This is a genomic window from Myceligenerans xiligouense (assembly GCF_003814695.1).
GTDB lineage: Bacteria > Actinomycetota > Actinomycetes > Actinomycetales > Cellulomonadaceae > Myceligenerans > Myceligenerans xiligouense.
Window position 1 is genome coordinate 2481327 of record NZ_RKQZ01000001.1, and the last position, 14535, is coordinate 2495861.

The following is a 14535-nucleotide window of genomic DNA, read 5'->3' on the forward strand; positions in this document are numbered from 1 at the left end:
CCATGAGCGATGCGACCGCACAGCCGCACGGCCTCCAGCAGGCACGGGACAAGATGACGGAGGCGGGCGTGGCGCCCGCCGCCATCGAGACATTCGACCGCTTCTACCGGATCCTCGTCTCCGGTGAGACCGGCCTCATCCGCGAGGACGACGTCGAGCCCCTCACCGGCATCCCCCGCCACGCCGACCTCGACATCGACCCCGCCGACGCCGCCGATGCCCTCGGCCGGACCGCGATCTGCAAGCTCAACGGCGGTCTCGGCACCTCGATGGGGATGGACCGCGCCAAGAGCCTCCTGCCGGTCCGGGTGGCGGCCGACGGCACCGTCCTGACCTTTCTCGACATCATCGCCGGGCAGATCCGTGCCGCCCGCCGGGCCACCGGCGCCCGGCTTCCGCTCATCCTCATGGACTCCTTCCGGACCAGGGACGACACGCTGGCGGCGCTGTCCCGGTACCCGGACCTCGCGGTCGACGGGCTGCCCCTGGACTTCCTGCAGAACCGTGAGCCCAAGCTGCTGGCCGACACCCTGGAGCCGGTGCGATGGGACCCGGATCCCTCCCTCGAATGGTGCCCGCCCGGCCACGGCGACCTCTACGCCGCGCTCCACGCCAACGGCATCGTGACCGGCCTCCTGGAGGCCGGGTTCCGGTACCTGTCCGTCTCCAACTCCGACAACCTGGGCGCCGCGCCGGACGCCGACATCGCGGGCTGGTTCGCGGCCTCCGGCGCCCCCTACGCGGCGGAGATGTGCGCGAAGACCCCCGCCGACGTGAAGGGCGGCCAGCTCGTGCGCCGCAGGTCCGACGGCCGCATCGTGCAGCGCGAGACCGCTCAGACCCACGCCGACGACATGGCCTACGCCCTGGACGCGTCCCGCCACCCCTACTTCCACACGAACAACCTCTGGTTCGACCTCGAGGCGCTCGGCGCGGAACTGGAACGCACCGGCGGTGTGCTGGAGCTCCCGCTCATCCGCAACGAGAAGACGGTCGACCCGTCGGACTCCTCCTCGCCCGCCGTCGTCCAGATCGAGTCCGCGATGGGTGCCGCGGTCCGCGTCTTCGAGGGGGCGACCGCCATCGAGGTGCCCCGGAGCCGCTTCCTCCCGGTCAAGACGACGAACGACCTGCTGCTGCTTCGCTCCGACGTGTACGAGCTGGACGACGACCACCGGCTGAACGCCACGTTCGACGCCGAGGCCGGCGAGTCCGCGCCCCTTGTCGACCTGGACAAGCGCTACTACAAGCTGATCGACGGCTTCACCGCCCGGTTCGACGCGGGCGCGCCGTCGCTGACCGCCGCCGAGTCCCTCACGGTCACCGGTGACTGGACGTTCGGGTCGGGCGTGACTGCGGTCGGCGCGGCGGCGCTGCCCGAGCCGTCGGAGGCCTCCGGCGGAACGCCCGGTCGCGTGCCCGACGGCGCGACCGTGGGGCCCGACGGCATCGCCTGACGGAGACCCCGCCGACAGCGGTTCCGCGCTTGTGCGGGACCGCTGTCGGCGTCCTGGTATACGTTGGCCGCGAGGACCCGGATCGTGCGGTACAGCGGAAAGAAGGGGCCATGGACATCGGAGCAGTCATCGCGCTGGCGATCGTCGTCGTCATCATCCTCGTGCTGGTGTTCTGGGTGGTGGGGATCTACAACGGTCTCGTTCGCGCCCGCAACGCCTACAAGAACGCCTGGGCTCAGGTCGACGTGCAGGTCAAGCGCCGCCACGACCTCATCCCCAACATCGTCCAGATCGCCAAGGGCTCGCTCGTGCACGAGCGGGCCACCCTGGAGGCCGTCATCCAGGCGCGCTCCCAGGCGGTCACCGCCCAGTCCGCCGCCTCGGCCGCTCCGGGGGACCCCGGCGCGATGCAGGCGCTGGCCGAGGGCGAGAACATGCTGACCCAGGCCATGGGCCGGTTCATCGCCCTCACCGAGGCCTACCCGGACCTCAAGGCCAACCAGACCCTGCTCCAGGCGATGGAGGACCTCCGCTCCACGGAGAACAAGGTCGCGTTCGCCCGCCAGGCCTACAACGACGGGGTCATGTTCTACAACAACAAGCGCGAGGTCTTCCCCGCGAGCCTCATCGCCGGGCCGGCCGGCTTCGCCGAGGCCGCGCTGTTCGAGATCGAGGATCCCGCGCAGCGCGAGGCCCCGCAGGTGGACCTCGACCTGCCCGACTACCCCGCCTGAGCGCCGCATGAACTTCTTCGAGCGGCAACGGCAGGTCCGGCGCCTCTCCGCGCGGCTCGTCGCCCTGTTCGCGCTCGCCGTGGTCGGCACTGTGGTCGTCGTCGACCTCGCCGTCTGGTTCGTCATCGGCGTCGGGTCACCGACCGAAACCGTGGTGACGGCGCTGGCCGCGGCGACGGTCCTGACGGTCGCGCTCATCGGGCTGTCCTCGCTGTTCAAGTCGATCTCGCTGCGCAACGGCGGGGGAACGCGGGTCGCGGAGTCCCTCGGCGGCACGGCGGTGCCGGCGGACACGCGGGACCCGGACCTGCGCCGTCTGCGCAACGTGGTGGAGGAGGTCGCGATCGCGTCGGGCACGCCGGTGCCCGCCCTGTACGTGCTGGAGGGGGAGCGGGGCATCAACGCGTTCGCCGCCGGGTGGTCCCCGGCGGACGCGGCCGTGGCGGTGACCCGCGGGGCTCTGGACCGGCTGAACCGCGACGAGCTGCAGGGCGTGATCGCGCACGAGTTCAGCCACGTCGTGAACGGCGACATGCGGCTCAACATCAAGCTGATGGGGCTGCTGTTCGGGCTGCTCGTGCTGTTCGTCGTCGGGCGGGTGCTGACGCTGGTGAGGGGCGGCAACCGCAACCCGATGCCGCTGATCGGCCTGGCGCTGATCATCGCCGGGGCGATCGGGATGGGCGTCGGCCGGCTCATCCAGGCGGCGGTCTCACGGCAGCGCGAGTACCTGGCCGACGCGACCGCGGTCCAGTACACGCGCCAGACCGCGGGCCTGGCCGGGGCGCTGAAGAAGATCGCGGGGCTGACCGAGAGCTCGGCGATCCGCAACCCCCGGGCGGACGAGGTCGGGCACATGCTGTTCGGCTCCGCGAAGGGGCTGAAGGGGAACCTGCTGGCCACGCACCCGCCGCTGATCGAGCGCATCCGCCTGCTCGAACCCGGCACGCGCCCGGAGGACCTGGAGCAGCTGCGGCGCCAGTGGGCGGCCCGGCCGCCGTCGGGCGCCGCGGAGGACCGGGCGCTGGGCCTGGCCGGGGGCGAGTCGCCGGCGGGGGAGCCGCCGGCGAAGCGGGCGGCGGCCGGTGCGGCCTCGTCGCCGGCAGCCGCGGACGCCGCCGCCGTGGTCGCCGCGATCGGGAGCCTCGCGCCGGACTCGCTCGAAGGGGCCGGTGGACTGCTCGACCGCGTTCCCGAGCACCTGCGGGCCGCGGCGCACGAGGCCGAGGGCTCGGTGTCGCTCGTGCTCGCCCTGGTCCTGTCGGCCCATCCGGACGTGCGCGCGGTGCAGCTCGCGTCCGTGGAGCGGCACTTCGGTGAGGCCGCCGCCGACAAGGTGCGGCAGGCCGTGCAGCGCGTGGCCGGCCTGCCGCCGGAGCTGCGCCTGCCCCTGGCGGAGCTCGCGTTCCCGGCGGTGCGGCAGCGCACGATCCCGCAGCAGGACGCGATCATGGCCACCCTGCACGACCTGATCGGGGCCGACGGGCGCCTCGACGTCGTCGAGTACTGCCTGTCCCGGCTGCTGCACGAGCAACTGCACGAGGCGCGGCACCACCGCCCGTCCTGGGCGGGACGGCGATACTCCGGCGCGGACGTCCGCACGGCCGCCACCACGCTGCTCGCCGTTCTCGCCGACGCCGGGCACGACGACCCCGCGACAGCCGCGCGGGCGTTCGACGCCGGGCTCGGCAGGTTCTCCGGCGCGTCCGGTACCTACGTCCCGCCGGCCGCCGGGGTCGTCGCCCTCGAAAGTGCCTGGGGCGCGCTCGACGGGATGCCGGCACGCGCCAAGCAGCAGCTCGTCGAGGCGATCGTCACGGTGATCGGGCACGACGGGCGGATCACCGTGCCCGAGTTCGAGCTCCTGCGCACGATCTGCGCCATGCTCCATTGTCCGCTGCCGCGCACCGGCCCGACCGGTCTTCCTGGTCAGCCCGCCTGACCGTTGCGGCTCCAGCCGCCTCAGAAGGGTGGAGGCCCGGCTCCGGGTGGTGGTGGGCCGTCGTGACCGGCGGCATCACCGTCCTGCGGGCGTTGTGGTGCTCGCGCGAGTGTCATCCCGCGACCGAGGGCGTAGCGGATGACGGGGTCCACGACGGTGGGATGGACGACGGCATCCCGGCCCGTGGGCGCGGTCCAGCGGGTGATCCCGGTGTCGGGGTCGCGGGCGACGTGCCAGCCGGCGTGGGTTTTCACGTTGTGATGCCTGCGGCAGAGCGGATGCAGATTGGCCGCTCGCGTCTGGCCGGGTTCGCCGGGCAGGTACCGGTGGTCCTTGTCGAAGGGCTCGATGTGGTCGAGGTCCGCCGCGGCCCTGCCGCCGGAGCGGGCCGGGCGGTCACATCCGGGGAACGTGCACGTCAGGTCCCGTGCCGTGACGGCCGCGCGGAGGACCGCACCCGGCGCGTAGGAGCGGCTGGAGTAGTCGGTGAGGATTCCGGAGACGGGATCCGTCAGCAGGCGGCGCCAGGTGCCGTCGGCCGCGATGCGGGCGGCATCGTCGGCGGGGACGGGGCCGATGCCGTCGAGGATCCCCGGGGTCATGTCGGCCGGGTCGAGGAGCACGGTGGCGGGGACGGTCACGTGGACGGTGGCGGGGACGTCGATGACGCGCAGGCGCGTGCCGGCCGCCGTGCCCGTCAGGTGGACACCGCGCGGATCGTCGGGGACGGGAACGAGGTCGGTGTCGAGGACGGGCTCCACGAGACCGGGCGGCTCGGCCGGCGGACCGTCCGCGTCGCCGCGGGTGCCGCCGACAGCGTCGCGCGGGGCACCGAGAGGAGCGCTGTCGTCGGCGTCGTCGGCGGCGTCATGGTCGGAGCAGGGCAGCACGAGGCGTCCCGTGAGCAGGGCGCTGAACGCGGCGGCTCGCAGCGCACCGAGGGGCCGCGTCTCACCGGGGGTGTCCTGGAGGGCCTTGGCCGCGCTCTGGACGGCATTGAACGCCAGGGCGGCGTCGGTGACCGGGAGGTCCGCGACGATGCGGCCGCGTCCGGGGCCTGCCTGCTCGGCCCAGACGTTGCACCGGTCGGTGACGTCGCGTCGGCGGGCCTTGGCCCCGTGCAGTTCCGCGGCGCGAGCGTTCATCTGCTCACTGATCCATTTCCAGGTGCGCCGGGGCGCGACCGGGAGCAGGTCCGCGATGGCTTCCCCGCGTTCGGCGGGCGTGAGGCCGGCCCCGGCACGCAGGAACGTGTCGGTCTTCTTCGCGTCCACCTTTCCGGTCGCCAGGGCATCATCCAGCGCCGGGTACCGGCCGGTGCCCTCGCCCCGCATGGCGATCTGCCATGCCTCGCTCGTCGTCACGTGGAGCTCGTCGGCGATCTCCCCGGCGACCGAGTCCCGCGACAGTGGGCCGTCGACGCGTGCCATCAGCTCTCGGGCGACGCGTGCCTGGGCGGCGCGGGCCCAGGAGACGAGTCTTTCCCAGCCCGCCGTGAGATGGCGCAGTTCGGTGCCGTCCAGCGCTTCCAGCGGAGGGGTGGCCGGGCGCGTCGATTCGGAGGCCGAGGCGGGGAACGATTCGAGGGCCGATTCCGCCGGCGACTGAGATCTCGCGAGACACTGAGGTTCCGCGAGGCCTTGCAGTGCCCCTGCGAGCAGCGGACCCGGAACGAGCCGGGTGACGTCGTCCACGAGGAGGCGGACCGGGTCCACGCCCTCACCGTCGTCGAACATCGGACCTTGCATCAGCACTCACCCCCTGAGCATGGACAGGACCAGCCACGACACGGCGATCCATCTCTAGATCGCATGTTCGATCCTATGTTTCCCATGTGTGTCTCGCTACCGACCGGCACAATCTGTGGATAACTCTTGTGGCGGGGTGATGCGCGGGCGCGGGGCCGTCGGGCGCGAGCAGGCGGCGATCCGGGACGAGCGGCCGGTTCCTCGGGGCGTGGCCCACGTACTCCTTCGCGGTGGTGTCCGGACGCCCCGCGGGCGGCTGACCCGGAGGTCAGCCGCCCGCGGAAGGTTCTCAGACGTCCCGGCCGCCCGGCGGCGGGGGCGGTGGCGGCGTCGTCGTCGGGGAAGCCGACGACGAGGTCGCCGTCGACGTCTCCATCCTGCGCTCCAGTCGCTCCAGCGACCGGTGCGCGACGTCGCGACCCCCCAGCCCGTAGGCGAGGGCGGCGGCCAGTGCCGCGCCGACGACGACCGAGCCGAACGCGAGGGTGATGATCGAGTCCGCCAGCCCCATGTACTGCAGACCGATGGCCACGAACAAGGCGATCGTCGCGTACCGCAGGATCGTGCCGGCGGTACCCTCGCCCATCGCGCGCTTGATGAGGTTGGCCACGAAGAAGCCGACGGCGATGATCGCGCCGCCGAACAGGACGCGCCCGCCCAGGGCGAGCACCTCGTTGAGGATGTCGGTGATCGCGGCGAAGCCGAGCAGCTGGGCCGCCATGATCGCGAAGAAGACGACGATCGCCACCTGAACGATCTTCGCGATGACGGTGGACGGGCTCGTACGCCCGGCGGGGACGCCGATGTTCTGGACCGCACGGTCGGTGCCGGCGCCGTGCAGCACGCTCTCCAGGAGGTCGGCGGCGAACTTCGCGATGAGGTAGCCGATACCCAGGATGACCAGGGTGGCGATGATCGCCGGGATGGCCCCGAGGATCAGGGTGAGCATCTCCTCGGCCGGGTCGGAGATCGACCTGATGCCGAGGATCTGCAGCGCCGCGATGGCCACGACGATGATGATGACGGCGAAGACGAGATTCGCGATGACCGATGCGATCCGGGCGTTCGCCTCGTGGTCCTCGTCCCCGGCGTCGGTCGTCGTCGTGCCGTAGGTCTCGCCGGTCGCGGTCGGCTCGGCTCCCGTCGCGCGGGTGGCCGCGGACCTCGCCCGGCCGAACATGCGCCTGAAGTTGACCGCGCCCAGCGCCGCCTCGATGATCTGCTTGGCGATCTTCGCGATGAGGTAGCCGATGAAGAACAGCACCGCCGCACCGATGATGTTCGGCAGGTAGCCGAGGATCGTCTCGAGCATCGCCTGGAGCGGTCTCAGTACCTGATCGAGCTCCAGTACCTGGAGCACGGCGAGCAGGCCGAACAGCCAGATGAGGAGTGCGGCGATCTGGCCGATGGACGTGCCGACGTCGCGCCCGTCGGCGCCTTGGCGCCGGAGGAACCCGATCCGTGTCACCAGTTTCGCGACGGCCCACCTCACCAGCCGGGCGACGATCCACGTGAGGACCAGGATCACGATGACGATGGCGGTCGTCCCCAGGATCCCGGCCCAGTCGAAATCTTCGGCGAAGTCCATCTCCGGCCCCTTCCTCGAACGGTTCGCGGTGCCGGGGAACGCCGGTGCGCTGTGGAACCCGGCCCTGGTCATGAACGTTACCGAGGTTTCTCCGGCGCGCGACCGGAGGGTGAGGGTCGCGCCGGAAGAACGTCCGGCCGTGGCACGGCGGGGCGTGCCCGGATCAGGCGCGCGCAGCCACCGGGACGTCCACCACGCGGCTGTCGCCGGCCTCGGGGGAGAGCTCTCCCGACGAGGCGGCCGCGAGGTCGGCGCGCAGGGCGTCCAGGTGGGCGCCGGGGACGAGCAGCCGCAGTCGCGCGACGTCGTCGTACGCGGGAGCCTCGACGACGGCTCCGTGGGAGCCCGCCCAGTCGCGCAGCAGGTTGTCGATCCGGCCGGCGTCCGCGTGGGGGACCGGCACCTCGATCTCGTGCAGGAGCCGGCGCCGCAGCATCGCGCCCGACGCGGCGGCGACGTCCAGCGCCCCCGAGACCGCGCCCGAGTACGCGCGGACGAGCCCGCCCGCGCCGAGCTTCACCCCGCCGAAGTAGCGGGTCACCACGGCGACGACGTCGGTCACGTCCCGATGCCGCAGCACGTCCAGCATCGGGACGCCCGCGGTCCCCGAGGGCTCGCCGTCGTCGGAGGAGCGCGCCTGGTCGGCCCGGAGACCGAGCACCATCGCCACGCAGTGGTGCCGGGCGTCCCAGAACTCCTTGCGGATCCGCGCGATGACGGCGTTCGCCGCGGCGGCGTCGGGAACCGGCTCCAGGCGGGTGAGGAAGCGCGACCTCTTGATCACGAGCTCGTGGTCGACCGGCCGGGCCAGGGTGCGGGGCAGGGCGAGCTCGGTCACGGCGCCGAGCCTACGGGAAGCCCCGGCCGGCGGATGTCTCACCTCGTCACCGCCGACTTCTTCGGCCACACCCTGGAAATAATAGTGTGCCAAGCGTAGAATATTGCCATGGCCGGCAAAGACGCACCTGAACCACCAAGCACCGACGAGCCTCGGTACCCCCGCCCACCGGTCACGCTCGAGGAGGCCGAATGGGTGTGGCGCGAGCTGGCGACCGAGGCGATGCGCCCGGACGCGAAACCGGAGACGGTGCGGCTGGCCGTGATCACCGGGCTCGTGCGGGCCACCGGCGCGAGGTACGGCGACCTGCTGCGGATGCGTGTGGAGGATCTCGATCTGGGCCCGGACACGGCCCGGGCGGGCGAGGGCGCCGCCGCCGTGCGGCACGGCAAGCACCGTGTGCCGCGCAGGCACCGGCTCCCGGCGGACCTGGTGGTGCTGCTACGGCACTGGATGTCGGTGCGCGAGGAGCTCGCGGTGGAGCTGGAGGGCTCGATCCCGCAGGCGCTGCTGCTCACCGTGCACCACACGCACGACAACGGCACCACGGTGGCCAGCGGCCTGCCGATCACGCGGCAGGGGCTGGTCCTGTCGTGGCGGCGTTTCGTGCACCGCACCAACGCGAGGTACGGCGCGACACGGACCCCGCTGCCGACCCGTTTCGAGCAGGTCCGCCGCGCCTGGACCGAGGCGGGCGCGGGGGAGGATGGTTAGTCGGCGACCTTCTCGTCCTCCGGCCGGTGGCCGCGCTTCGCGAGCTGGATCTGCTCGTAGACGTGATGCCGGAGTTCCGTGAACCGCGGTAGCGCGCGAGTCTCGAGCTGGTCGCGCTGATCGGGCAGGTCGACGACGAGGTCCTCCTGGACCACGGTCGGTGAGGAGGACAGGATGATCACGCGCGTACCGAGGTAGACGGACTCGTCGATGTCGTGGGTCACGAAGAGCACCGTGACGCCGAGCCGCTCCCGGACGGAGCGCACGAGGTCCTCCAGGTCGGCACGGGTCTGGGCGTCGACGGCGGCGAACGGCTCGTCCATGAGCAGCACCTCGGGCTGGTACGCGATCGCCCGAGCGATCGCCACGCGCTGCTGCATGCCTCCGGAGAGCTGCCACGGGTACGCCCGGGGCACGTGGGCCAGCCCGACGCTCTCCAGCGCCTCGGCGACCAGCGCCGTGCGCCGGGCGGCGGGGACCCCGGCGTTGCGCAGCGGGAGGCCGACGTTGTCGGCGACACGCAGCCAGGGGTACAGGGACCGCCCGTACTCCTGGAAGACGACGGCCATCTTCTTCGGCGGACCGGTGACCCGCTTGCCGTCCAGCAGCACGTCGCCGCTGGTGGGTGCCAGGAGGCCCGCGATGCACTTGAGCAGCGTGGTCTTGCCGGACCCCGACGGCCCGACGAGGCAGGTCAGTTCGTTGCGGCCGAGGTCGAAGGTCAGGTCGCGCACCGCCTCGACGGCGCCGCCGCCGGTCTCGTACACCTTCCGCAGGCCACGCACGGACAGCAGCGTCCGCTCGGGAGGGAGGGTGCGTCCGCGGCTCACGACGGCGATGTCGGGTACGTCCTCAGGAGGCATTGTCGAGTTCCTTCAGTCCGTGGTACCAGTGCAGGACACGGCGCTCGACCATCGTGAAGACGATCGACACCGCGATACCGACCAGCCCCAGCACCAGGATGCCCGACCACATCTCGGGCACCGCGAAGCGGCGCTGGAACTGGATGATGGAGAAGCCCAGGCCCGACGACGAGAAGAACATCTCGCTGATCACCATGAGCACGATCCCGATGGGCAGGGCCTGGCGCACCCCGGCGAGGATCTGCGGCGCGGCCGCCGGCAGGATCTGATACCGCACCCGGTTGAACCCGTGGATCCCGTAGGCGCGGCTCGTCTCGGTCTGGACGGCGTCGACCGCCCGCACGCCCTCGACCGTGTTGAGCAGCACGGGCCACACCGCGCCCGCGACGATGACCGCCACCTTCATGCTGTCGCTGACGCCGATCACGAGCCCGAACACCGGGATGAGCACCGGGGGCGGGATGGCGCGGAAGAACTCGAAGACGGGTTCGCAGAAGGCGCGCAGCCCGCTGTTCAGGCCCGTGACGAGACCCACGAGGATGCCGAGGACGATCGCCGCGCCGGTGCCGGCGGCGAACCGCGCGAGGCTCGGTAGCACGTCGGTGAACAAGCGCTCACCCGCCCAGGTCCCGACGAGCTCCGCGACGAGCTCCGTGGGCCTCGGGACGAAGATGCTCGTGGCGTCCCGGGTGGCGAGCCACCAGACCGTGACCAGGACGACCGGCAGGCCGAGCGCGTAGGCGAGCGAGACGAGCGACCGTTTCATGAGGCGTCTCCCCGGACGGACTGGTGCCAGGACAGGAGCCGCCGCTCGGCGGCCCGCACGCCGGCGTTGATCACGACGCCCAGCAGTCCGGTGGCGAGGGCGAGGGCGTAGGTGGAGGCGTACAGCCCGGCGTCCTTGGCGAGGGCGATCTGGTTGCCGAGTCCCGGCGTGCCGATGACGAGCTCGGCGGTGACGGCCAGGATCAGGGCGACGGCGGAGGCGAGCCGGATGCCGGTCAGGAGGAACGGCAGCGCCGAGGGCAGGACGACGTCGCGGACCCGCTGCCACCCGGTGAACCCGTAGCTGCGCGCGGTGCTGGTCGCCACGGGGTCGACGTCGGCCACCCCGTACAGCACCTGGACGAACACCTGCCAGAACGCCCCGTAGGTGATGATCAGGAGGCTCTGCTGCAGGGGCTCTGCCAGCAGCAGGACGGCGAGCGGGATGAGGCCGACGGACGGGATCGGCCTCAGGAACTCGACCGTCGACCGGGTCGTGCGCTGCAGGAACGGCCACAGGCCGACGACGGTCGCCAGCGGCACGGCGAGCAGCAGCGCGAGGAGCATGCCCAGTGCCCAGGAGGTGACGGTCCGGCCGGCGGCCTCCCAGAAGCCGGTGAGGGTCGCGTTGCTGACCAGCGCGGCCAGCACCTCGGAGGCGGCCGGCAGGTAGGCCGGGTCGACGATCCCGGTGCGCGATGTCACCTCCCAGGCTCCGAGGAAGGTCAGGACGCCGGCGGTGCCGAGAAGGGCGCGGCGCAGGAGCGGCGGTCCGCCGTTGCCGGGGCGTGGCATCGTGCGGCCCATCAGGTCAGTCGACGATGATCGTGTCGAGGTCGGGGGCGCTCTCGACGAACCCGAATTCCGTGGCCAGCGTGCTGAGATCGGTGAGGACCTGCGGGTCGACGTCGGCCGACAGCCGCTCCAGGCGCAGGCTCGCCGCCACGTCCCCGGGCATGCCGGTGAACTCGGCGATCGTGGTGGCGAACCCCTCCCGGTCCGCCGTGGCGGTGTCGAGCACGTCGCCGACGGCCTCGCGCCAGGCCGCCACGAGCTCGGGGTCCTCGTCCGCCAGGCTGCCGGAGGTGAACGTCACCATGGTGGGCAGGCCGGGCAGGACGTCCTGGTTCGGATAGCCGAGCACGCTGTACGCGGCGGGGTCGGCGACCGCGGCCGAGAGGAAGGGTTCCGGCACCCACACGGCGTCGACGTTCCCGCCGTCGAGCTGTGCCAGGGCGTCGGGGAAGGCCACCTCGAGGAACTCGACGGCCTCGGGGTCGCCGCCGTCGTCCTGGACCGCGCCCATGATGGTGAGGTCGCCCTGGCCGTTGACGGTGTTGACGGCGACCTTCTTGCCGGCGAGGTCCTGCCAGGTGGTGAGGCCGTCCCCGGCGCGGGTGACGACGGCGTTGATGTCGTCGCCGTCGGCGAGCGAGGACGAGTAGCCGGACACGATGCGCATGTCGACGCCCTGGCCGGCCGCGGTGAGGACGGACAGCGGGTTGCCGACGCCGAAGTCGATCTGGCCGGTGGAGACCGCCGGGAGCATCGCGGCGCCGCCCTGGGCTGCCTGCACGGAGACGTCGAGCCCGTGCTCGGCGAAGATTCCCTCGTCGATGCCGTACTGCACGGCGGCGGAGGGGGCGATCGTCAGGAGGCCGACGGTCACCGGCGTGAGCTCGCCGTCGGCCGGTTCGGAGGCGGTGGTGCCGCCACTGGGCGATCCGGCCGTGCACGCGGCGAGGAGCAGGGTGGACGCGATGACGGCGGCCGGCGCGAGGAATCGAGTGGGGGGCATGCTCAGCTACTCCTTTGTGACTGAGGGGCGCCGCAGGTGCGGCGGCTCTCAGTGAAGCAGCAATTCGTTGAGGGTGTCAATCGTTGGTAATGTCATCCTCCTCGCCCGCGAGCGCCGGCGGTGGTTGGTGCCGGTCAGGTGGGGAAGGCGAGGCGGTGGAGGAGGTCTCGGAGGAGTTCGCGTTCTGTGTCGTCGAGGGGGGTGAGGAGTTCGCGGGCGGCGTCGTGTGCGGCGTCGGCCGCGGTGGCGTGGAGGCGGCGGCCTTCGGTGGTGGCGACGACGACTTTGGCGCGTCGGTCGGCGGGGTCGGGTTCGCGGGTGACGAGGCCGCGGCGTTGAAGGTCGTCGACGAGGGCGACGACCTGGCTGGGGTCGAGTCGGAGGAGGTCGGCGATGTTGCGCTGGGTGCGGCGTTCTTCGGCGGCGGCGAGTGCGAGGACGGTGTAGGAGCGGACGCGGAGGCCGTGGTCGGCGAGTGCGGCGTGTGCGGTGGCGAGGGAGTTCGCGTTGGCGCGCGCCAGGAGGAAGGCGGTGTCGCTCGTCAGGGGTGGCGCGGTGCGCAGCTCGCTGGTCATGTCCCGACTGTACAAGATAGACTCAATCAATTATTGACAATCTCAAGTACATGCGCTGGGATGGGCTCCGATCGAAGGAGATGAGCCATGACGCTGAACGGCAAGGTTGCCATCGTCACCGGATCGGGTCGCGGGCTGGGTCTGGCCTACGCGGCCGAGCTCGCGCGGCGCGGCGCGGCCGTCGTCGTGAACGACGTCGACGAGGAAGCGGCGGCGGGTGCGGTCGAGGCGATCCGGGGCGCGGGTGGGTCCGCCACCGCCGTCGTCGCCCCGGTGGGCCCGGCGCGGACCGCGCGGGAGCTGGCCGACGCGGCGTTCGACACCTACGGCCGGCTCGACGTCCTCGTGACGAATGCCGGGGTGCTGCGTGACGCGGTGCTGTGGAAGATGAGCGACGACGACTTCGACACCGTGATCGACGTCCACCTGCGCGGCACGTTCACGTGCGTGCGTGAGGCGGCCACCCGTCTGCGGGAGCAGGGTGAGGGCGGCCGGATCATCTGCGTCGGCTCGCCGACGGGGCAGCGTGGCACCTTCGGGCAGACGAACTACGCCGCCGCGAAGGCCGGGGTCGTGGGCATGGTGCGCACCTGGGCGCTGGAGCTGAGGAAGGCGGGGATCGCGGTGAACACGGTGATCCCGGTCGCCGCCACCGCGATGACCGCGACCGTGCCGTACTTCGCGGCCGCCGTGGAGGCCGAGGAGCGGGGCGAGCCGATGCCCGGCTTCTTCCGGCGCGACCTGGGCTTCGGGACCTCGGACGACGTCGCGGGCCTGGTCGCGTTCCTCGCGTCCGACGCCGCGGCCGGGATCACCGGGCAGGCGATCGGGGTCGGCGGGGACCGGCTGCAGCTGTGGACCCATCCGGAGCCGGCGGTGACGGCCTACCGGGAGGGGGGCTGGACCTACGAGGCGCTGCACGACTCGTTCGCGGACGAGATGGGGCCGTTGCGGTCGGTGGGCGAGTCGTTCCCGCCTCTGCCCGACGACCTGCGGCGCCCCGAGGGAAGGGCCGGCCGATGACCCTCACCGTCTCGTACGACGAACTGCCGGGACTCGCGGGCCGTGATCTCGGCTGGACCGGGTGGGCGGAGGTGACCCAGGAGCGCGTGGACACGTTCGCGGACGCGGCCGACGACCACCAGTGGATCCACACCGATCCGGTGCGGGCCCAGGACGGGCCGTTCGGCGGGCCGATCGCGCACGGCTTCCTCACCCTGTCGCTGGCGACGCGGTTCTGGAGCGAGCTGCTGGAGCCGCGGGGTGTCGCCACCCGGGTGAACTACGGCCTGGAGCGGGTGCGGTTCGTCTCGCCCGTGCCCGTCGGGTCGCGCGTGCGGATGAACGCGGTCGTGGCCGAGGTGAGCGAGGTCAAGGGCGACGGCCACCAGCTCACCGTCGACCAGACGTTCGAGGTCGAGGGGGCGGGCCGGCCCGCCCTCGTGGCCCGTTCCCTCTACCGGTTCTACCGCTGACCCCCCGCACGCGACGACCCGATGGCGAGGTCGCCACG

At 72.1% G+C, this 14535-nt stretch carries 14 protein-coding genes; 6 read left to right on the forward strand and 8 right to left on the reverse strand.

What is annotated here, in order from left to right; all coding sequences use genetic code 11:
* Positions 1-2 precede the first annotated feature (2 nt).
* From EDD34_RS10705 to EDD34_RS10715, 3 genes are all read left to right on the forward strand, one after another.
* Positions 3-1457, forward strand: coding sequence for a UTP--glucose-1-phosphate uridylyltransferase (locus EDD34_RS10705; RefSeq protein WP_123814550.1), 1455 nt, complete (start codon positions 3-5; stop codon positions 1455-1457).
* A gap of 110 nt (positions 1458-1567) precedes the next feature.
* Positions 1568-2191 carry a LemA family protein gene (locus tag EDD34_RS10710; protein WP_211341557.1) on the forward strand — a complete coding sequence of 208 codons (624 nt, stop codon included), beginning with the start codon at positions 1568-1570 and terminating at the stop codon, positions 2189-2191.
* Between the two features lie 7 nt (positions 2192-2198).
* Complete coding sequence (locus tag EDD34_RS10715; protein WP_123814551.1) at positions 2199-4133, forward strand: M48 family metalloprotease; 1935 nt, start codon at positions 2199-2201, stop codon at positions 4131-4133.
* Positions 4134-4153: 20 nt separating this feature from the next.
* Here the strand turns inward: EDD34_RS10715 and EDD34_RS10720 are convergent, their stop codons facing one another.
* From EDD34_RS10720 to EDD34_RS10730, 3 genes are all read right to left on the reverse strand, one after another.
* A complete protein-coding gene (locus EDD34_RS10720; protein ID WP_123814552.1) occupies positions 4154-5881 on the reverse strand; it encodes an HNH endonuclease signature motif containing protein in 1728 nt (575 codons plus the stop codon).
* Positions 5882-6170: 289 nt separating this feature from the next.
* The gene (locus EDD34_RS10725; protein ID WP_123814553.1) at positions 6171-7469 is read right to left on the reverse strand and encodes a mechanosensitive ion channel; all 1299 of its coding nucleotides are present in this window, start codon (positions 7467-7469) and stop codon (positions 6171-6173) included.
* Positions 7470-7632: 163 nt separating this feature from the next.
* Positions 7633-8307 carry an IMPACT family protein gene (locus tag EDD34_RS10730; protein WP_123814554.1) on the reverse strand — a complete coding sequence of 225 codons (675 nt, stop codon included), beginning with the start codon at positions 8305-8307 and terminating at the stop codon, positions 7633-7635.
* A 108-nt stretch (positions 8308-8415) separates the two neighbouring features.
* Here EDD34_RS10730 and EDD34_RS10735 point away from each other — a divergent pair, with 108 nt between their 5' ends.
* The gene (locus tag EDD34_RS10735) at positions 8416-9021 is read left to right on the forward strand and encodes a tyrosine-type recombinase/integrase (RefSeq protein ID WP_123814555.1); all 606 of its coding nucleotides are present in this window, start codon (positions 8416-8418) and stop codon (positions 9019-9021) included.
* On the opposite strand, the gene EDD34_RS10740 is transcribed toward EDD34_RS10735, so the two are convergent.
* The 5 genes from EDD34_RS10740 to EDD34_RS10760 form a co-directional block, all read right to left on the reverse strand.
* Positions 9018-9884, reverse strand: a complete 867-nt coding sequence (locus EDD34_RS10740) for an ABC transporter ATP-binding protein (RefSeq protein ID WP_123814556.1) — start codon at positions 9882-9884, stop codon at positions 9018-9020. The genes EDD34_RS10735 and EDD34_RS10740 overlap by 4 nt on opposite strands.
* Positions 9874-10650, reverse strand: a complete 777-nt coding sequence (locus EDD34_RS10745) for an ABC transporter permease (protein WP_123814557.1) — start codon at positions 10648-10650, stop codon at positions 9874-9876. The genes EDD34_RS10740 and EDD34_RS10745 overlap by 11 nt, the downstream gene beginning before the upstream one ends.
* A complete protein-coding gene (locus tag EDD34_RS10750) occupies positions 10647-11456 on the reverse strand; it encodes an ABC transporter permease (RefSeq protein ID WP_123814558.1) in 810 nt (269 codons plus the stop codon). Before EDD34_RS10750 ends, EDD34_RS10745 begins: the two co-directional genes overlap by 4 nt.
* A 4-nt stretch (positions 11457-11460) precedes the next feature.
* A complete protein-coding gene (locus EDD34_RS10755) occupies positions 11461-12447 on the reverse strand; it encodes an ABC transporter substrate-binding protein (RefSeq protein ID WP_123814559.1) in 987 nt (328 codons plus the stop codon).
* Between the two features lie 134 nt (positions 12448-12581).
* Positions 12582-13022 (reverse strand): MarR family winged helix-turn-helix transcriptional regulator, encoded by a 441-nt coding sequence (locus EDD34_RS10760; RefSeq protein WP_123814560.1) that lies wholly within the window; start codon positions 13020-13022, stop codon positions 12582-12584.
* Between the two features lie 87 nt (positions 13023-13109).
* Between EDD34_RS10760 and EDD34_RS10765 the strand changes: the two genes are divergently transcribed.
* Together EDD34_RS10765 and EDD34_RS10770 are read left to right on the forward strand one after the other, a co-directional pair.
* The gene (locus EDD34_RS10765) at positions 13110-14045 is read left to right on the forward strand and encodes an SDR family NAD(P)-dependent oxidoreductase (protein WP_123814561.1); all 936 of its coding nucleotides are present in this window, start codon (positions 13110-13112) and stop codon (positions 14043-14045) included.
* Positions 14042-14497, forward strand: a complete 456-nt coding sequence (locus tag EDD34_RS10770) for a MaoC family dehydratase (protein ID WP_123814562.1) — start codon at positions 14042-14044, stop codon at positions 14495-14497. Before EDD34_RS10765 ends, EDD34_RS10770 begins: the two co-directional genes overlap by 4 nt.
* Positions 14498-14535 lie beyond the last annotated feature (38 nt).